Origin of the sequence: Microbacterium elymi, assembly GCF_021582895.2 — a bacterium.
Lineage (GTDB): Bacteria > Actinomycetota > Actinomycetes > Actinomycetales > Microbacteriaceae > Microbacterium > Microbacterium humicola.
Genome location: NZ_CP091139.2, coordinates 906467 through 922297, shown reverse-complemented (window position 1 = coordinate 922297; position 15831 = coordinate 906467). Strand labels below are relative to the sequence as shown.

General features: G+C 72.3%; 5 protein-coding genes and 1 pseudogene. All 6 read left to right on the top strand.

Going from position 1 to position 15831, the window contains the following annotated elements:
* The first annotated feature begins 52 nt into the window (after nt 1-52).
* Entirely contained in the window at nt 53-2368 is a 2316-nt protein-coding gene (locus L2X98_RS04925) for a beta strand repeat-containing protein (RefSeq protein ID WP_259612511.1), read from the top strand.
* Entirely contained in the window at nt 2365-3408 is a 1044-nt protein-coding gene (locus L2X98_RS04920) for a hypothetical protein (RefSeq protein ID WP_259612510.1), read from the top strand. The genes L2X98_RS04925 and L2X98_RS04920 overlap by 4 nt, the downstream gene beginning before the upstream one ends.
* Nucleotides 3405-5960 carry a hypothetical protein gene (locus tag L2X98_RS04915; protein ID WP_259612509.1) on the top strand — a complete coding sequence of 852 codons (2556 nt, stop codon included), beginning with the start codon at nt 3405-3407 and terminating at the stop codon, nt 5958-5960. Before L2X98_RS04920 ends, L2X98_RS04915 begins: the two co-directional genes overlap by 4 nt.
* A gap of 1185 nt (nt 5961-7145) precedes the next feature.
* Nucleotides 7146-7595, top strand: a pseudogene (locus tag L2X98_RS20105) (carbohydrate-binding protein); the annotation flags it as partial.
* Nucleotides 7596-7686: 91 nt separating this feature from the next.
* Entirely contained in the window at nt 7687-12051 is a 4365-nt protein-coding gene (locus tag L2X98_RS04910; protein WP_259612508.1) for a beta strand repeat-containing protein, read from the top strand.
* Entirely contained in the window at nt 11957-15742 is a 3786-nt protein-coding gene (locus L2X98_RS04905; protein ID WP_259612507.1) for a hypothetical protein, read from the top strand. Before L2X98_RS04910 ends, L2X98_RS04905 begins: the two co-directional genes overlap by 95 nt.
* Nucleotides 15743-15831 lie beyond the last annotated feature (89 nt).

The following is a 15831-nucleotide window of genomic DNA, read 5'->3' as shown; positions in this document are numbered from 1 at the left end:
CACCACCGCCGCGCAGGTCGATGCGGGCACGGGCGACGTGACGATGGATGCCGTGGCCGGCGTCGACGAGACGACCTCGGCCGTTCCCTTCCTGAACGCCTTCGACCCGGCATCCGCGATCCTGCCCGGCCCCGACGGCAGGCTCACCGTCATCCAACTCGCCTACGCGGTCACCGACGGCAACCTGCAGACGGGTGACGCCGTCGTCTACCGCACCGGAGGCGGCGACCCGATCGGTGTGGTCACGAACAACCCTCGCCTGCTGCCGCCGACCCTGGTGAACAACCGCACGTACTACGCCATCGTCGTCAAGCCCGGCTACATCGAGCTGGCCGCCACCTTCGCCCAGGCGATGGCACTCGACCCGCTCGTGCTGATCCCGAGCAAGGCCACCGGCGACGCGCACTACCTCGTCGCCGACGGCGGCGACGGCCCGAAGATGGGTATCGGCGCCTCGTTCGCCTTGAGCATCGACAATGTGACCACGACCGCCGGCATCCAGAACGGCGCCGTGCTCACCGGCGGCGCCGCGCTCGAGATCCGCGCCGAAGACGACAACACCGTCGACACCCTCGCCATCAGCGGCTCGGGCGGCGACATCGCACTGTCTCCTGCCGTGGCACTCGCCATCGTGAACCTCACGACCTCGGCCGTGATCGGCACAGGCACGGCGCTCGGGCTGTCGGGCGACGTCGTGGTGGCCGCGTCGCAGACCGCCGAGACCACGACCGAGTCCAGCGGCGACGTCGACCCCGACAAGGTGGGCATCGCCCTCGCCCTTGCCCTTGCCGTGGTCGCCGATGATGTGCACGCGACGCTGTCGCGCGACCTGCACGCACACGGTCCCGTCACCATCAGCGCGACCGGCTCGTCGACCAACGAGGGCGGGACGGATGCTGCGGCTCCGGGAAGCTCGGGGCAGACCGCCGGCGGCATCAACGCGACCGCCAACCGGGTGCTGGGCCAGGGCAACGCCGTCTCCACATTGAACACCGGCAAGGGCGCCGCCAAGACCTCGACGCCGACGGCCGGAACCAGCGACAACGGCGGAGCATCCCTGTCGATCGCCGGCGCGTTCACCATCCTCATCGTCACGACCTGGTCGCGGGCCACCATCGGCGACCACCTCAGCATCGCGTCCGACACCGGGACGGTGACCGTGGCCAGCAGCGCGAACACCGACGCGGTGGGCGAGGCGAACGGCAGCACGGCCACGAAGGGCTCGGTCGGCGTCGGTGCGGGCGTCGCCGTCAACGACGTGTCGATGACCAACGTCGCCACCACCGGGGCATCGGCGATCGACGCGCACGGTCTCACGGTCACCGCCACCATGACCCCCGTCGACTCCGAAGACGGCGAATCCGACACCGTGCACACCGTGTCGGCCACCGCCACCTCGGGTGCCAGCAACGCCGCGAAGGTCGGCGTCGCCGGTGCGCTGGCGATCAACATCGTCAGCGCCGACACCGAAGCGCTCATCCCGTCCGGGGCGTCCGCCGACGCCCACGAGGGCGACGTGACGCTGACCGCGGTGTTCGTCCAGCACGACACCGCCGAGGCGTCGTCGAAGGCCGGGTTCAAGACGTGCGCGCAGGTGCTGGGGCTGCCGTGCAACATCTCGACCGCCATCACCGGGCAGGACGCCACGGGCGCCGGCCTGGGGGTCGGGGCCTCCGTCGCCATCCAGGTGCTCACCCCGACCGTCACCATCGCGCAGATCGCCGACGGCGTGCCGGTCGCCGCCGGCGGCGACTTGGCCATCACGGCCGACTCGGAGCGGTCGGTCACCACGATCGCCGAGGCCGGGACGAAGGGCGGAAGCGCATTCAGCCCGGCGGTCGCCCTCGTCGTCGACACCGGCGACACCGCGACGGCCGGGCTCGGCTCGGCGCCCGGCGTCCTCACGGTCGACGGTGCCGTGACGATCCGCGCCACGCACACCCTCGACGCCGCCGAGACCGAGGCGAACGCGAACGTCGAAGCCGAGAAGGTCGCCGTCGGTGCGGCGGTCGCCCTGCCCATCATCATCGGATGGAGCACGCTGGCCCGGCTCGGCCGCGGTGTCACCGCCGCCGAGGTGACCGTGACCGCCGAGTCCGAGATCGAGGTCGCCGCCACCGCCAATGCGAGCGCGATCGGCGGGTTCGACCTGCCGTCCGGGGGCAAGACCACCGACCAGACCGCCACCGACACCGTGGCCAAGGATCCGAACGCCGGCGGGAAGGGCGCCAACTCGCCCCCGTCCGCCGACAGCGCCGCCAAGCAGGGCGGCACGAAGGCAGCGCGCAGAGCGGCGAATCCGGCGGCGGTGTCGGGGTCGCGGCATCCATCGCCATCGTCTGGGTCCAGACGACCAACACCGCCATGATCGACCCGGCAGTCACCGTCATCGCCGACGGCGCGGTCGAGGTCGAAGCACTTCAGCTCACCAGCATCGCCGCCCGCGCCCTGGGCATCGCGCTCAACCCGAAGGACGCGAAGACCAACATCGGCGCCGGGGTCGGCTTCACCTACCTGTCGGTGGCCAACACCGCCGACATCGGCGCCGGAGCGCGCATCGCGGCCGACGGCATCCGCATCACCGCCGGCACCCCGATCGACGAGAGCACCGGCGAGGCCGAGCTGAACAGCGTCATCGTCTGGGGGCTGGCCGCGGCCGGCGGCAAGAGCAACCCGCAGATCGCAGGCTCGGTGGGTCTGACCGTCATCAGCTACACCACGACCGCCCACGTCGAGGCCGGAGCGGATCTGAACTCGGCCGGCGCGCTGTCGATCACGGCCTCCAACCCGATGGGCCTGCAGAACCTCGCGATCGCCGGAGCCCTGTCGCAGGGCGGCGCCGCGGTGGGCGCGGCGATCGCCATCAACATCCTCGAGCCGGTGCGCACCACCGCCACCGTCGACTCGTCCACCGCCACTCCCACCCGGCTCGACGCCGCCGGTGCGATGACGATCCGGAGCACCGCCGCGCTCGGCCTGCTCGGCGTCGACGTGGGGCTGATGGGATCGAACCTGCTCGGCGCACTGGAAGGCATCCCCGGGGTATCGCTGATCCCCGCACCGGGCAGCCAGGTCGCCTCGCCGGCCGTCTCGACGATCGCGGTGGCCGGCGGCGCCGGCACCGGTGAGCTGTCGCTCGGCGGCTCGTTCATCGTCAACGTGTGGAGCCGCACCACCACCGCGACCATCGGGGCCGGTGCCCTGATCAACCAGCGCCGGGCCGGCACTGCCGCGCAGACGGTGACCGTCCTCGCCCGCGACGACACCGAGCAGGTCGAGATCGCCGGCGCCCTGGGACTGTCGACCGGCGACGCCGGGATCGGCATCGCCGTGATCGTGGATGTCGTCGACACGACCGTGACCGCGTCGTTCGGCTCGTCGTCCCGGGTCAGCGCGGGGGAGACGTGAGCGTCACCGCCGCCGCCACCGACCCGGTGCTGGCCGTGGCCGCCTCGGCCGGCGCCGCCGGTGAAGCCGGGATCGCCGGATCGATCATCGTGATCCTGCAGAACGTCGCCGGCGGAACCGGGGTGCGCGCCGCGATCGGCGGAGGAACGACCGTCGGCACCACCGTGCGGGCCGGCGGGGACCTCACCGTCGCGGCCCACCAGAACACCGACGACCCCGCCCTCGCCGTCGCACCCGACCGCAGCGCCGCCTGGCACACCAGTGACACCTGGGTCGCCGGAACCGCCTACCGCACGGGTCGGATCGTGTCCGGTCACGCCGGCCAGTACGTCGCCACCCGCACGCTGACCACGTCCACCGATCTGCCCGGCAGCTGGCGGCGCGTGGCCACCTGGGACGCCGACGGCGAGTACGCCACCGGCACGGTCGTCGACTACCTCGGCACGGCGTACCGGGCGCTGACCGACGTCGTCGGCGCCCCCGTCCTGGACGACGGCACGATCGTGACCCCCGACGTCGACGTCGAGGAGTGGCAGGCGCTGGCGGCATCGGATGCGTGGGCCGCGGCATCCGCGTACGCCGCCGGAGACCTCGTCACCGATGGCGGCGCCATCTACCAGGCGGCCATCGCCATCGCCGCCGCGACCGACGCCCCGAGCGACTGGGCCTCGATCCAGGAGTGGACCCGCGGCGGCGCCTACGCATCCGGCGACCTCGTCACCTACGACGGCATGGTGTACCGGGCGATCGCCGACATCGGCGAATCCGACGCCGGCCCCCGCCTCGCCACCGCCGACTGGCAGCGCGCCGACGCGTGGACCGCGGGCGGCTCGTATGCCGCGGGTCAGGTCGTGTTCTTCGACGACGGGTTCTATCGGGCGAAGGTCGCGGTCGACGGCTCGACGACGACACCGGACGCGGATGTCGCACGCTGGGCGCCGATCGCCGCCTGGGCGTCGGGCAGCCACTACGCGCAGGGCGCGCTCGTGGCGTTCGGCGACATCGCGTTCCGGGCCGTCGACGCCCTCGACGGCACCACGGCGCAGAAGATCCAGCTCTATGCGGGCGGCCTCGCCTTCGGCGGCACCGCCGGGGTGGGACTGGCCGCCGCCGTCCTCGTGCGCACCATGCCGGTGACCGCGTCGATCGCCTCGGACGACGACGTGTCGTCGGCCGCCGACCTGCTCGTCGACGCACGGCAGCACCAGGACCTCACCTCGATCGCGATGGCGGGCGCCGTCGGCGGCGAAGTGGGGGCGGCAGGATCGACGACCGTGCTCGTCCTCACCGACACCACGGCGGCCTCGATCGGCGACCGGACGCTCGTCAACTGCGTCGGAACGACATGCACCGATCCCTCCGCGCACCCCACCCAGACCGTGCAGGTCACCGCCGCCGACACCAGCACGATCGTCGGCGCGGCCGGCATGCTGGCCGCGGGCGGCACCGCCGGGGTCGGCGCGGGCGCCGACGTGAAGGCGATCACGAAGAACACCACCGCGACGATCGGCGCCGCCGCGCATGTGCAGGCCGCGGGCGACATCGTGGTCGCAGCGACCTCGAGCGAAGACATCCTGTCGATCTCGGTGGGCGGTGCCATCGGCGGCGAGGGCAGCGGTCGCGCTGAACGCCGCTGTTCCGGTCATCACCGTGACCACCGCCGCGAGCCTGGGGGCGGACGCCATCATCCGGGCGGGCGGCAACGTCATCGTCTCGGCGAACGAGGCGATGACCCTCGACACCGTGGCCGGCAACATCGCGCTGGGCGGCACGGTGGCCGTCGGCGCCGGGGCCGCCGTGCCGATCGTCACCAAGAACACCACCGCCACGATCGGCGCCGCGGCCGACGTCACCGCGCTCGCGCAGTCGGCATCGATCACACACTCCACCGTCGACGACGGATCCACGCAGGTCATCGGGGTCGACCCCACGTTCAACCCGCGTCTTCCCGGCACACCGGGACCGACCGGCAGCCGCGGCCTCGAACCCGACGGCTACACGATCAACCTCGGCTACCAGCACGGCTTCTCCAACGGGCAGCAGGTCGCCTACGACGCCGGCGGTGGAGCTCGATCGGCGGACTGCGCGCCGGATACACGTACTACGTGATCGTGGTCTCGTCGACCGAGATCCAGCTCTCGCAGGCCCCGCGCGGACCCCCGCTTCACCTCACCATCCCCGCCAGCGGTCGGATGGGCCAGGCGCAGCGGTTCGTCGCGACGAGCAAGGCAGGCACCCCCATCACCCAGGGCAGCAAGATCGTGCCCGTCTTCACCCCGGCAGTGGACGTCACCGGTCGGCAGATCGTCCTGCCCTACCTGCTGGATGCCGTCACCGGCGACCAGGTCGTCTACAGCGCAGGTGGCGACACTCCCATCGCCGGCCTCGTCGACGGCCACACCTACTACGTCATCGTCGTCAGCGGCCCGACCGGCACGATGGGCCAGACCATTTCCCTCGCCGACACCAAGTGCCACGCCACCGGCGCCGCCGAAGACTGCAACGGCGACAACGTCGCCCGCAGCCCCTGGCACTGGATGTCACCGGCCTGACCGGCCGCTCGCACAGCATCGTCCCCGCCGGCCAGCTGCCCGCCTCGGACGGCACCCTCGCCGGTCCGCAGCGCGTGGTCACCGGCACCCGCACCGGGTTCGGCGGCGTCGCGGTCACCGCGACCAACAGCGACATGATCGCCTCGGTCGGCGTCAGCGCCGGCGTCTCGGGCGGCGTCGCCGTGAACATCTCCGGCGCGGTCGTGGTCGCACACATCACCACGACCGCCACGATCGGCAAGACGGCCACCGTCACCACCGGCGGTTCGGTCGCCGTCGCGGCCGGCAACAACTACCACCAGCTGGCGGTCGCCGCCGCGGCGAGCCTGTCCGGCTCGGTCGCCGCCGGCGCCGGCGTCACCGTGGGCGTCATCGACATCGTCACCTCGGCGGTGATCGACGACGGCGCGACCATCACCGCCGGGGGCGACATCATCCTCACGGCCCGCGGCCGGGAAGAGCTCGTCGACGTCACCGCCGCCGTCGCCGTCGGCGGCGACGGCGCCGCGGCCGGCGTGGTCGGGGTCACGGTGATCACCGTGACCACCACCGCCTCCAGCAGAACAGGCGTGACCCTGACCGCCGGGAACAACGTGCTGGTGGGCGCGAACGACGACACCCTGCTGACCCTGGTCGCCGCCAACGTGGCCGGAGGCCTGTGGGCCGGCATCGGCATCGGGGTCGGGGTGGCCGTCGTCACGAAGGACACCGAGGCCTTCCTCGGCGGCTCGAACATCGTGACCGTCCGTGCGAAGGGGTCGACGGGTCTTGTCGGCGTCGACGACGGCACGAGCGGTGACGGATCGTTCGGCACCGTGCCGGCCTTCCACGGCCTGGCGGTGCAGGCATCCTCGACCGAGCAGCTGTTCGGCATCGTCGCCGGCGTCTCGATCGGTGCGGGTGCCGTCAGCGGGAGCGTCGGGGTCACCCTGCTGACGGTCACCGTCAAGGCGTTCATCGCCGGCAGCACCCGCGTCAACGGCACCGCATCCGGCATCGACACGACGGTCGGGCCGAACCAGTCCGTGGCGGTGTCGGCCACCGACGCGATGAACACGCTGACCTTCGCCGGCGGCCTCGCGGGCGGCGTGGTGGGCGCAGCCGGCGGCGTCGACATCGGAATCGCGAACGTCAACGTCCAGTCGTACCTGGGCACCGGCAGGCATCATCTGGGCGACGCAGGGCGTGATCCTCTCGGCACTGGCGCTGAAGAACATCCGCACCTTCGCGATCAGCATCGGCGGCGGCATCGTCGGTGTCGCCGGTGCGGTGTCGGTGTGGACGGTCGGAGCGACCCCCACCACCACCTACCAGCAGAACGACCAGGGCACGAAGAAGGGCGCGTACAGTGCCACGGCCACCTACGACGTCGGCGATGTCGTCACGCTCGGCGGGAAGACCTACGCATCGCGGGTGAGCGGCAACAAGAACCACACGCCGACCCCGGGAGACACGGCCTACTGGTCGCTGAGCGATCAGAACCCCACCGGCGGGTCCACCGGCGCCGGCGACGACGTCGCGTCGGGCGCGGGCGGCGGATGGACGTCGATCCTCGCCGGCAGCGCCGTGGCGTGGCAGTCCGGGACTGCGTACCACACCGGCGACCTCGTGACGTACGGCGGCCAGACCTACCGGGCCACCGCCGACCTGGCGGCATCCACCGTCACGCCCGATGCCGACACCGCGAACTGGACCGTCGCGCCCGGGTACCAGGCAGCAGGCCGGCGTGTCCACCGCCGGGCAGGCCGGGGTCGCCGGGGCCGCTCCCGGCGACACCGTGGCATCCCGGCCGTTCACGCAGGCCGCGCCCGCCACCGGCACGTCGGCCACGATCTTCGGCACGGTGCACGCCGGCGCAGACGTACAGGTGCGCGCCACCGACACGCTCGATGTGCTGGCCGTCGCCGGGGTGGCCGCCGTCGGGCTCGGCGCGCTCGGTGCCGGCGTCGCCGTGCTCTCGCTCGACCAGAACACCGAGGCCCGCATCGCCGGCAGCGGGGCGGTCAGCGCCGGCGGCACCGTCGGCGTGCACGCGGTGCTCGACGAGGACGTGCTCGGAGTCGTCGCCAGCGGCGTGGTCGGCGGCTTCGTGATCGCCGGCCAGGTCATCGTGATCCACGACACCAGCGCGCAGGCAGCGCACATCGACGACCAGGCCACCGTGCCCACCGCAGGCAAGATCGACGTCACCGCCGCCGCCGCCCGGTCGGTCGCCGGCTACGCGGTCGGGGTCGGCCTCAGCGTGGTCGGCGTCGGCGCCTCGGTCGCCGTGGTGCTCGTCTCGGGCGACACGCGGGCATCGGTCGGCGACGTCGCCATCGGCGCGGCCGGCCCGATCGGCGCCATCTCGGTCACCGCGACCGACGTGTTCACTCCCACCGACCTGGCCGTCTCGGCTCAGGGCGGCGTGGCCGGTGCCCTCAGCGGGGCGGTCGCGGTCGTCACCTACGGCGGCACGACCCGCGCCGAGCTCGGCGCGCACGGCACCGTGCGCATCGGCGGCGACGTGACCGTCAGTGCCACCGGCATGCACCAGAACGTCCACGCCGACACCGTCAACCTCGCCGTGGCCGGAATGGCCGGCATCGGCATGACCCTCGCCCTGGCCACCGACGACCGCTCCACCGAGGCCGCGCTGCTGATCACCGGCCGCATCACCGCCGCCGGAGACGTCGCCGTGACCGCGACGGCGTGGAACTCGGCGGTCGCCACCGCACCCGGCGGCAGCGGAGGGGTCGCTGCGGCGATCTCGCTCATGCTGCCGTTCGCCACTGTGTCAGGTCACACCAGTGCACAGCTGGACGGCGACGTCGCCGGCGCGCGGTCGATCGCGGTCACCGCCCGCGCCGAGAACTCCGCTTCGGCCACGGCGACGGTCGCCTCGGTCTCGCTGGGTGTGGGCGCCAGCGGTGCGTACGCCCAGGCGCACGTCACCGACGGCGCGTACATCTCGGCCGGCGTCGGGGCCGCGGCATCCCTGACCAGCACCGGTGCGATCGCGGTGACCGCGGCGGTCCAGGGCAACGGCAACACGGCCACGGCGCTCGCACGCGGCGGTGCCGCCGGCAGCATCGGCGCCGGCGTGTTCGTCTCGGACGCGCAGATCGCCGCCGCGGTGACCGCGACCTTCGCCGGGGCGATCACCGGCGCCGCGTCGCTGGCCGTGACCGCGACGGGCACCAACACCGCGACTGCCAGCACCGTCGCCGTGGCGCTGAGCGCACTGGCCTCGGCGGCGGCCAGCGCGGCGCTGGCCGCCATCACCGACACCGCCGACGTGTCGGCGGTGACCACGGGCGGAACCGTCACGGTCACCGGCGCCGTGCAGATCACGGCCGGCGGCACGAACACGGCGACCGCCACATCGGACGCCGGGTCGGCCTCGATCGGGCTGAGCATCGGCGTGACCGTGCCCACCGCCCGCATCGCCGGCGCCGTGACGGCGTCCGCCGGCGGCGACGTCGCCCACGCGGCGTCGCTGCGGGTGCGCGCGACGGGCAGGAACACGGCTGACGCCGAAGCGGTCGCCATCTCGGCCGGGCTGTTCACCGGCAACGGCTCGTCGGCCGACGCGAGCATCACGACGGCCGCGGACGTGACCGCACAGCTCGCGACATCCGCCGACATCACCGTCACCGGCGCCGTCACCGTCACCGCGACCGGCTCGAACACCGCGACCGCCGCCAGCGACGGCGGCGCCGTCGGCGGCATCACGATCAGCGCGATGCTGCCGACCGCCACGATCGCCGGCGCAGTCCTGGCCACCGTCGACGGCACCGTGCAGGCGGCCGCCCTGACCGCGTCGGCCACCGGCGGCAACGCCGCCCGCGCCACCACCGTCGTCGTCTCGATCGGGCTGGCCGACGGAGCCGGCGCGACCGCGACCGCGACGGTGACGAAGGATGCCGGGACCACCGCCGCGATCGGTGCGACCGCGCACGTCACGGTCACCGGCGCCGTCGCCGTCACCGCCGGCGCGCAGAACGCGGCCACGTCGCTCGCGAAGGGCGGCGGCGGAGGTGCGATCCACGTCGGCGTCTTCTCTGCGGCAGGCACGGTGGGCGCACCCGTCACCGCCCGCATTGCCGGGTCGGTCAGCGGCGCGAGCCTCACCGTGACCGCCACCGGCAGCACCACGGCCAAGGCCGACACGCTGGCCGTGGGCATGGGCACTCTGTCGGTCAGCGCCTCCGCCGCGTACGCGCACGTCACCTCGGACGCCGACGTGAGCGCGACGGCCGCGTCCACCGCCGACATCGCCGTCGTCGGCGGCGACGCGGCGTTCACCGCCACCGGTGCGAATCACGCGGCGGCGACCTCCGACGCCGGCAGCGGCGGGCTCCTCGCCATCGGCGTGGCCGTGCCCACGAGCCGGATCGAGGGCGGGGTCGCCGCATCGTTCACCGGCGTGGTCACCGGGGCCGGACTGGACGTCACAGCGGCCGGGACGAACACCGCCACCACTTCGTCGACCCCCGTCGGCGTGGGTGTCGCGGCGGTCACGGTCGCACAGACGGTCGCCGAGATCACGCGGGACGCCGGCGTCAGCGCCACCGTCGGCACCGGCGCACAGCTCACCCTGGGCGCCGACGGCGCATCGGTGAGCGCGACCGCGACCAACACTGCGAGCGCTGCGACGAACGGCGGCGGCGGCGGCGCGGTGGGCATCACGGCGTTCGACGCGACCGCCACCGACGACGGCGGCGCGTCTGCGGGCTTCGGCGGAACAATGCTCACGGGCGCCTCGTTGACCGTGACCGCCGTCGGCACCGATGTCGCCACCAGCAACCTGCTCATCGTCTCGATCGGCCTGGCCGGCGTCAGCGTGGCGACCGCCTCGAGCAGCACGGGGTCTGGCGTGTCGGCGGGCCTGACCGCCGGCGCCCGGGTGCTCGGCGCCGGCACCACCGTGACCGTGAGCGCCCAGCACAGCCAGACCGCCGCGGCCACCACCAAGGGCGGCGCGGGCGGTCTGGTCGCCGCGACCGTGCTGGCCGCAGACGGCACCGTCGACGGCAGCACCACCGCAGCCGTGGCCGACGGCGTGGTCATCGGCACCGCCGGAGCCGCCCCGGCCGACCAGCCGCGGTCGCTGTCGGTGTCGGCCCGCGACACCTCGACCGCGAACGTCACGACGGTGGCGGGCGCGGGTGGGGCGATCTCGGTGCACGCGACGAGGTCCCAAGCGAGCGTGACCCCGACGGTCACCGCATCGATCGGCAGCCCGACGAGCACGACGGCCACGCCGCTCCGGGTCAGCGGCGATCTGAGCGTCACGGCCACCTCGACCCGCGCCGAGGGCAACGCCACCGCGAAGAGCTACGGCGGGGGCGGGGTCGATGTCGGCACCGCATGGGCGAGCGTCACGACGGCGCCGAACGTCACGGCGTTCCTCGGCACCGGCTCCCGGGTCGACGCCGGCGGTGACGTCACCGTGCAGGCCGAGACTCAGGCCACCGGAACGAACCTGGGCGACAGCTACGCTGCCGGCGGCAGTCACACGATCGCCGGCACCACGACGAACGAGGTCAACATCAACGCCGCCGCCGGCACAGTGTACTTCCCGGCACATGGACTGGCCGACGGCGACACCGTGCTCTACATCGGCAGCTCGGTCTCAGGGCTTTCCAACGGCCGCGTCTACACCGTGATCGCCGTCGATGCCGACACGCTGCAGTTCGGCGACACGTTCAACACCGCCACGATCGACTCCGGTGACCTCAGCGGCAGAGCCGGGGTCGACCCGAACCGATCGACGATCCGTTTCGCCTCGCCGCACAACTTCCACGACGGCGACCCGGTGGTGCTCGCCGGAACGGGGTCCATCAACAACACGATCAACGCCGGGCAGACGCTGTACGTGCGCGTCGTCGACGCGCACACGATCCAGCTGTACGCCACCGCTGCCGGCGACGGCCGCCGCCCTCTCGTTCACCCCGACCGCCGTCGGCGGCAACACGATCACTCTGGGCAACTCGTTCTCGGACGGCCAGCGCGTGACCTACCAGACCCCGACGGCACTGAACTTCCGTCAGGCGGCCGTGGGTGTCATCCCGACGTGCAACGACAAGGACCACTGCTACACCGATGACGCGGGCCAGTACGACATCGTCGTCGGCCCCTACGTGAGCACCAACGCCGACGGCACCCCGAACCTGGCCAAGCACGGCCTGGTCACCGGTCAGGCGATCGTCTACCACACCCGCGGCGGGGCACCCGTCGGCGGCCTGGTCGACGGCGGCACCTACTACGTGATCGCAGTCAACGACTACGTGATCCGGCTTGCCGCCACGAGGTACGGCACCACCTCGCACAGCTACGCATGCGGCAACACCACCTGCACCGACGACCCGAACCCCATCCACATCACCCGACCTGCCGACGACAAGGCGACGCAGGAGATCGCGGCGGCGCCGATCTCGGGGCTGACCGACGGCTACACCTATCTCGTCGCGAACCGCACCTCGTCGGGATTCACGCTGAACCACCTCGACGGCACCCCGGTGGTGCTCGGTACCACCGCGACCGACAACGTGCACGGTCAGAACTGGACCGCGCAGGCCGTCTACGGCACGCAGCACATCTTCGCGACCGGCCTCGCCCTGACCGACTGCACCGCCGCCGCATGCCCGACCGACACCTTGCGCCTCGTCTTCGGAGCGACGCTCGGCGGCGGCGCCTACAGCCTGTATGCGGCGAACCCGACCACCGCGCCGTACACGTCGCTGCGGCAGCTGTCGCCGCCGCCCGGTGACGGCCAGTCATCGGCCTCAGCCGCCGGCGGCAGCGGCGGGTTCGTCAGCGTCGCCGTGCCCACCGCGGAACTCTCCGACACCGCGACCGTCCACGCCTCGGCAGGGGGAACCATCACCGCGGGCGGCGACGTCAGCATCACCGCGAACGCCCGCACGAACGACAGCGTGTCCAGCGACAATGGATCGGGCGGCTTCATCGCCGTCGGCGTGGTGAAGTCGACGCTGACCACCGAGGTGACCACCTCGGCCATCGTCGCCGCCTCGGCGACGATCGACTCCGGCGGAAACGTCGCCGTGCTGGCGTCCACCACCCCCACCACGAACCTCTATGCGCACAGCGAGGGCGGCGGGTTCGCCGGCGGCTTCACCGCCGATGGCACGACGACCGTCACCGACAACACGACCGCCTCGATCGGGCGCAACGCGCACGTCGCCGGCAGCACGGCTCAGGTGCTGGCCACCTCGGGCGGCAGCAGCACGGCGTATGTGCACGCCACGATGTACGCGCTGTTCGGCGCGACGCACGTCGGCGGCGGCATGTCGATCACGTCGAATGACCTGGCGCTGCTCGACGGCGACAGCACCACGAACACGACGCTCAGCGGCCGCTACGGCGTCGACATCCGGTCGTGGCACACCCGGTGGTCGTACATGTCCGACCACAACTCGTCGTGCCACTGCATCGGCATCTCGCCCGACGGCTACGGCGGCTCGGCCGCCTTCGGCAACACCGTCATCGGCCGTCAGGGCGTGACCGTCTTCGCCGGCGCCCGCCTGGTCCCGGGCGTCAACGAGGCCGGCAACGCACCGGCCTCCCCGCTCGTGTCCAACGGCGACGGAGCGCTCGTGCTGTACGTGCAGGCCGAGTCCACCGCCCCCGGCCAGGACGGCTCCCTCGTCCGCAGCATCTCGTGGAACTCCGACGTCGTCGTCAATGCCGGGCCCGACCCCTATCTCGTGATCAACCCCGACGGCACCATCGCCACCGCGATCAACGTCACCGTCAACGGGCAGAAGAACCCCGATCTGCGCACCTCCCTGCTCACGACTGCACTCGATCCCGGAACAGTGACCGTCGGCGACATCCGCAACACCGGCACCGGCGACATCTACATGACCAGCGACGGCGGCTCGATCAGCGGCGGCGGCATGGCCGGCGGGCACTACTGGGGCACGTTCACGTACCACCAGAACTTCGACGCGGTCACCCTGATCAACCACTCGGCGCTGCCCATGATCATCGGCGACATCGACGTGATCAACGCCGACGGCACGCCCAAGGTCACGCTGAACACTGCAGGCGGCAGCAACAACGTCAGCGTGCACTTCGCCCTGGTGCAGATCGTCACCCCCAGTCGCGTCGTGATCGACAGCACCAGCGCCTCGACGCTGACCCTCGCCGGCACGATCACGAACCCGATCGGCGAAACCGACGTGCTGAACGTCGCCGGCCCGATCCTGGCCGCCACCGGCCGCGGTCAGACCGTCAGCGGCCACACGACGCTGATCACGACCAACGTCCTGCACCTGGACGCACCGGACGCGAGCATCGGCTCGGCCGCGCACCGCGTCAGCGTCGACCTGATCCAGTTCCCGGGAAGCCCGCTCGAGATCACCGCGGCCGCCGGCGCCGACCTGTATCTCGACCTGCGCACGTGGCTGCGCGATCCGTCGATCCCCGACCCCGCGATCGCCGGCAACCCGCCCTTCGTCATCGCCATCGACCACCTGGTCGCGGGCGGCGACCTGAACCTGCTGCTGCAGGCCACCCGGTACGGCGTCGGGTCTCGTGGTGTGCCGGGCGTCGAGGTCGTCGTGCCGTCCGAGCCGACCGATGCCACGTTCTACAACTTCTTCCGGCCCGACACGACGTGCCCGGGCACCACGGCCGTGAAGTGCCTTTACAACACCGGCGCATTCGGATCCACCCCGCACGCGGTGGCCAGCACGTACGACTTCAGCCTGCTCGACGCCGGCTCGGCCATCGCGAACGGCGCGATCACCGTCGCCGCGGTCGACCCGTCGCCGTCCGCCACCCGCATCAACGTGATCGGCCGGGTCGAGGTGCACCAGAACGGCAACGTCAACGTCCTGACGAACGGCTTCGTCACCCTCACCGAAAGCGCCACCGACAGCACCGCCGTGCATCTGCTGGTGCAGACGGGTGAACTGCCGGATGCCGCCGACTTCGTCACCACGACGACCACGGTCATCGCCGCCGGTCCCAACCGCGATCTGCGCGCGGGACTGATCCAGTCCACCGACGACGACGTCACGCTGACCTCGCCTGCCTCGATCGTGGACGCACCGGTGGGCTCCGGCATCCCGCCCGCCGCCGGCGACGCCGGCGCCGACGTCGTCGGCGTGGACATCACGATGACCGCGGTCGGCGGCTCGATCGGCCAGGACGGCAACTTCCTCGAGATCGACTCGTCGGTCGACCGGTTCGGCGTGCTGACCGCGACGGCCGCCGGCGTGATCCGCCTCACCGAGACCGCCGGCGACGCCTCGGCCGGCTACGCGCACCCCGGCGACCTGAACGTGAACACCGTCACCACCTGCTCCGGCGCGCGCGCCGCCGCGTGCGCCGACGTGAGCCTGGCCACCACCGCCGGCTCCATCCGCGACGGGCACAACCCGCGCGCCGACGGCACCGGCGCGAACGGCGGCACGACGGTGAATGTCACCGGCAACACGATCGACCTGCTCGCGGTCGGCGGCGGCATCGGCACGCCCACGAGCGCTGCGATCGGCGTGTTCACCGGCGACCTGAAGCTCGACTCCGCCGCCGGCATCGGATGCCTCAGCTCGTACACACTGGATTGGCTGCACGCCACCGCCGCCCAGCGCGCCGTGACCGCGACGTGCGACATCGCCGCGCAGGCGAGCTCGGGCATCTGGCTCACCGAACTGGACGGACCGGCGAACATCCTGCTCGCACACACGACGAACGGCGACGTGCGCCTGACCACGACCGAGACGCGCAAGCGAGGGCAACGACATCCTGCTCCTGCACAGCGCCATTGAGAACAGCGGCACCACGCTCGTCCGCGAGGGTGCGCCGCAGACCGTGCCGAACGGTCTGATCCAAGCGGAGCACGGCAACGTGCTGCTGG

Bases quoted from the DNA above. Each gene is read 5' to 3' on its own strand.
- L2X98_RS04920 (WP_259612510.1), top strand. From the start codon at position 2,365: ATGATCGACCCGGCAGTCACCGTCATCGCCGACGGCGCGGTCGAGGTC.